Consider the following 4976-nt stretch of genomic DNA (forward strand, 5'->3'; position numbering starts at 1 on the left):
GGACAACTCACGCTCAAGGACATAGTGGCGATCAACGCACATCTATTCCTGAATAAGACCAATATCAGCGGCGCCACCCCGGCGGACGTTGAGAGTCGCAAGGATGTCGCCACGGCCTTCTGGACGGCTGTGAACGCGATTCCGAACTTCGGCCAGCCCGGAGCGAAGATGAAGACCGTTGCCGCGCAACCTGTCGTCCTCAAGGCGCTCGCAAAACTGACCTTCGACTACGCGTTCAGCAAACGCAAGCCCGTCGATGCTGAAAAACTGCTGGAGCGCCTGCTGAAGGGCATTCCTGCTCTGGACTACTCGCACGAAAATCCCGCGTGGCGGTACTACCAGTTTTCATCTGCCGAGCGGCAGGGGGCTGGGGTGGAGGACTACAAGGACTATTTGCCTTCCGATAACGAAGGCTACAACCGCGACCTGGGCGCATTCGATCCCACAGCTAAGGTGATGCGCTTCGGTGCCAAGCACAATGACATCTATCCGATTATTGGTGACATGTTCCGCAAGGAACTCGGGCTACCTACCCGTCACGAGAAGCAAATCAGCATCGCCGATCTGTAATAGCCTCGATCAAGGCCCCGCTAGTGCGGGGCTTTTTTTCTAGCTTAGTCCGAGGACACCACCGCACCTTGCGCCGGAAGTCGTTGTCGGGCAATTCCTTCATGTAATGGTTGATGACATCGCCGAGAGTGAGCATCGCTGGGCCGATCTCTCTACCTATGTTTTGATATGCCAGAGCGCCCCTGTGCGTCACCGAATTTGATCCACAGGGGATATAAGCGGATCACAAGCAGTATCAATCGTGTTGGCTCAGAGAGCCGACCAGTTCCCCTCGACGATGTGCTGCCGATCATTCGACCAAACGAATTCACTGCATGTGTCGATAACTGATTCGATTGGCCAGCGGGCGGGACCTTTGAGGCTGCACTCCCACACGATCGCAACGCGCCAGCCGAGTTCAAGTAACGCCGTCTGTGCCAATGCATCACGCGTCTGATTAGCTGCAATTTTTGCTGCCCAGAATTCCGTCCGCGTCGCCGGCATCCTAAACATCGGGCAATCGTGCCCATGCCAAAAGCAACCGTGCACCAGAATCACTGCCCGGTATCGCGGAAACACGAGGTCCGGTCGTCCCGGCAAATCCCGCACCTGCAGGCGAAAACGCAGGCCACGCGCGTGCAGTCCACTTCGGACCAGAATTTCAGGTTTTGTATCCCGTCCCCGGATACGGCTCATATTGAGCTGACGCTGCACGGGTGTAAGTACATCGACCATCTGCTCTCCTATGCATCAGCGACGATGGCCTGCAAACAGGTCCTCAGGTCGCCAGTACTCATGCCCGGACGCAGCGTAACAGCGCCGAAGCGGAATTTCTCATGGTATTGCGGATGGAACAGGCGGCCAGGTAATTGGGTGCTGCGGAAGTCGGCACTTAAGATCGGTACGTACGGCGTGAGCAGATATGCGGCAGTGACGAACCTTTCAATCCGCCCGTTTTTGGTTTCCTGGACCAGGGCATCGCGATAAGTGTGAATCGAGCTCAGGGCGTCGTTCAACCCGTCGTTGATCCTGTATTTGGCATCCAGCACGATAACGCGACGGCCAAGTCCGCCGAGGCCTGTGCCCGACAAGACGATGTCAGGCACCATAGTCCGACTGAAACTACCCTCACCGTCAGGCTCATTCCAATACTCACGATACTGCCGCTGAAAGCAAAGTTGATTACCCCCGCCAACAGGCACCGTTACGGCGCTGGCTGCGATAGTCACACTACCGGAGGCGCTGGTGATGAACAGTTTGCTCAGATCAACACCAGCAGGGCCATACTCCTCGACGGCTGCACGCAGCAACCTCAGAAAACACCAGAGTTCATAGAGCTCATAGGTTCTGGCCAGCGGCATCTGCAGAAAGTCACCAAACAACGCGGCAAGTCCAAGATTCATGTCCTGCCATAGCCGATAAAACCGGTGATAGACCGGGTCGCTGCGGAACAGCGACGACATGCGCAGCAGTGCAGGTCCCTCGCTGACTTCGGCCATGAAGCCCGCTCCCGCCGCTTCATTGAGGCGCAGGGCAACGTGTCGCGCGCGAATGGCCCAGCTGCCGGCGGTTGAGACAGCCTCGAGATCGTCAGAGGCGCCAATCCGTGTAAGTATGTCGGCCACACCGGACAACCATGCAGCCCACGATCGCAGGCACGCCTTGATCTGCCGGTGTTCCGGAATATCCACACTATTCCGGCGTTGCCGCAGCGTAATCTGCGCAGGCAGCCGTCCGTGGAGCGCTACTGGCAAGCGCGAAGGCCGAGCGATTTCCGTACGTATTGCTCCAGAGCGGAACGATTTTATGATTTCCGGTCCGGTTGCGCGTTGTGCGCGATGCGACGGAACAGTCACTTCTTCCGCCCGTAGAAAGTGACGGGGCGAACGAGCAATTGCCGCGATCGTTGCTGTAATCTCTTCCGCCCGAGATCTCAGGAATTCAAGGCGGGCCAATGGCGGCGGCTTGTTACCGGGCTGGCGGGCGATCCCTTTGCGGAAGGCACTGAGCGAGAACAGAGCGAAAGTATCTTCCAGGACCTCTCGCACCATCTCATCGAAATCGTTGCGTGTGAGTTTGCGCAAGTCCGGATCGGTTGTGATTTCGAAGCGGCGCATGCCAATGCCGGGGACTCGTAAGACGGCTTCGACAACGCCGGCATGAAACCCGGGGGCCCAGCGCCAGCGCGCCACCCGTGATTGCCGCGATCGCAGCGCCTCGACCGGAACATCGTCAATAAGCAGGTCGGCTGACAGTGCATCTTCGCTATCCCGCAACTCAAACAGGTAGGAGGCGCCTTCCCGAATCGCTCCAGCAGGAACCACCTCCGGCATCGGCCAGACCTGCCATGCTGGTCCGCCGCTTTCGGCCTGGATGAATAGCGCTGTCACGGGTCACCGCATTGCCTGGAACGAGCCGAATTCATCCAGATCATTTAGCAGCTTGCGAACATAGGTCTGCGTCCGCGGCAAGCCAGCATTAGCCTTATCAAGGTTGCTGAGAAGCGGGCGCTGCCTTTCGGCGCCGCGCAGTTTAACCAGGACCTTCTGCACAAGCAGTTGGTCACTCACATCGTCCGCGAAATTTTTGAAATGCTGTGCGTCGAAGGCGTGATAGCGCACGAATTCTTCAATAACGCGGTAGCCAAAACCAAGGCCGTACTGCTGCAGAAGACCATGGGTCTCAGACAGTTTTGGCCCAGCGGCAGCGCACGCAGCTTTGAGGTCCGGGTATCGCGCCTCAAGCGAGGCCAGAAATCCGGGAACATCAACCGTGGACATGTCAATAACGGACGCACGATCGAGTACTTTGTCACTGACAGGATTGGTCGTCTCGTCGACGTTGATTGTTCCAATGATGAACAAATTCGATGGCAGTGGCAGCTCAGCGCGAATGCTGGTGCCTGTTGTTCCTTCCAGAGGCACGCCATTGGAGTGCAACTGCAGTGCGCCTTGCGTCTCGATGCAGGACAGTACATCGGACAGGTAATACTCCACTCTGGCCAAGTTCATCTCATCGAGAATGACAAAAACGGGAGACTCGCGGTGGGCAGTCGCGACTAAGACGGCCTCAAGAAACGTTGGTACGACATACCGGTTCGTCAGCACGTCGTAATAGCCAGTCAAGCCGGTCGGATCGGTCCACTCAGGGCGGACTGGGCATTCGAAAAGCAACGGATCGGGCGAAGTATTCGCCGTCAAACCATGAACAGCCCTTGCATATTTCAAGGCGAGCTGCGTTTTGCCGGTCCCTGACAGGCCCGAGAGGATGACAAAATGCTTGTGCTCGAGGAAATTCAGTGCAGCATGGAACCGCCGCACCTCCCCGTTGGGATAGTGGCCGCCGAGGGCTTTGACGGCTGCCTCGATGTCCTCGATCGGGATAGTCGAAGGCATACGCCGCATGGCGGGACCGAGCGTGGCCGTATCCGACCAGACCGGTAACTCATGAATCTTTTCGCGCCCAACGAGGCTGCCAACCCATCCGATGAATTCCCGAGCCAGCAGGCTTCGGCGTGCTGAGGCCGTAGGTGGATAGAGTGCAACCACAATCTGATCCGGTTCAGTCGATGGACCAAATGGTGTCAGATCAAAAGCAAGGCTGTTCCAGAACTTCGCGTTACGCAACCAGAGACGCCCATCACGTGCAAGATAGATCGGAACAAGGTTGTTGCGCGCGCTGTACTTAATCGTCGCGCCGGGCTCTTCTGCTTGTTCTTCTTCGGTTGCCTCTGCGAAGAAGCCTGCGTCTTCGCCGCCGCTCTTTGCCGCGGCCCCGATTCTTTTCATCTCGGAAAGCCGGGTCAGGAAGTTCGCCCTGTCTTTGCGAACCAACACGGAAAAATAAACCTCGTCCTCGGGAGGGAACCGCATAACGCAAGCGAAGATAAAGGCTTCAGCGTCTTCTTTTACGTTGTCCAGATTGACGACGCCAAGCTGAATCCCGCCTTCGACTATTTTTGCGCTATTCGAAACGCCGAACAGCTCACGTGGGCGAACCGCCCTTGATGTTCCGAAGTGCTGCTGCGCCGCGTCAAGAAATTGCCGCTGCCGCTCTACGAGGTTCATACGTCTCCCGCCTTTCTTTTTCTGATTGCTTCAGCACTTGCAGCATGTGCGTGGCAACGGCCTTGGCCAGCAGAGGAGGCACCGCATTGCCGATTTGCTTGAACGCGGGATTCATGGTGCCACTAAACTTGAAGCCGTCCGGGAACGACTGTAGCCTGGCGGCCTCACGAACAGAAATAGTCCGGGCTTGTTTGCTGTCGTAATGAATATGGCTGTAGCCGTCTTTACCAAGATGCGCCATCAGGGTGCGAGCTGGCTGATCTCTCCACATTTTCCGCCATTTGTTGGGAAATTTGCTGGCATCGTAAGGCGGAACGATCGATGCCCAAAGGGCTTTATATTTCACCGACCCCTCTGCGA

The 4976-nt window shown here is 57.0% G+C and carries 5 protein-coding genes; 1 reads left to right on the plus strand and 4 read right to left on the minus strand.

Annotation, left to right across the window (positions count from 1 at the left end; all coding sequences use genetic code 11):
- Window positions 1-570, plus strand: a 570-nt coding sequence (locus AC1D1Z_RS33970) for a DNA sulfur modification protein DndB (RefSeq protein WP_477853203.1), incomplete at its 5' end; no start/stop codon positions are given.
- 249 nt (window positions 571-819) lie between these two features.
- On the opposite strand, the gene AC1D1Z_RS33975 is transcribed toward AC1D1Z_RS33970, so the two are convergent.
- From AC1D1Z_RS33975 to AC1D1Z_RS33990, 4 genes are all read right to left on the minus strand, one after another.
- Window positions 820-1284 (minus strand): very short patch repair endonuclease, encoded by a 465-nt coding sequence (locus tag AC1D1Z_RS33975; RefSeq protein ID WP_477700430.1) that lies wholly within the window; start codon window positions 1282-1284, stop codon window positions 820-822.
- Between the two features lie 8 nt (window positions 1285-1292).
- The gene (locus AC1D1Z_RS33980) at window positions 1293-2939 is read right to left on the minus strand and encodes a DUF2357 domain-containing protein (protein ID WP_477700429.1); all 1647 of its coding nucleotides are present in this window, start codon (window positions 2937-2939) and stop codon (window positions 1293-1295) included.
- Between the two features lie 3 nt (window positions 2940-2942).
- Window positions 2943-4616 carry an McrB family protein gene (locus tag AC1D1Z_RS33985; protein WP_477700428.1) on the minus strand — a complete coding sequence of 558 codons (1674 nt, stop codon included), beginning with the start codon at window positions 4614-4616 and terminating at the stop codon, window positions 2943-2945.
- A partial coding sequence (locus AC1D1Z_RS33990) for a DNA cytosine methyltransferase (protein ID WP_477853204.1) occupies window positions 4582-4976 on the minus strand: 395 nt, incomplete at its 5' end. The genes AC1D1Z_RS33985 and AC1D1Z_RS33990, both read right to left, overlap by 35 nt.

The organism is Rhizobium sp. P1_E1 (assembly GCF_056406015.1).

What these genes read in the sequence shown, in the direction of transcription:
- AC1D1Z_RS33975 (WP_477700430.1), bottom strand. Translation starts at nt 1,284, where the DNA reads ATGGTCGATGTACTTACACCCGTGCAGCGTCAGCTCAATATGAGCCGT.
- AC1D1Z_RS33985 (WP_477700428.1), bottom strand. Translation starts at nt 4,616, where the DNA reads ATGAACCTCGTAGAGCGGCAGCGGCAATTTCTTGACGCGGCGCAGCAG.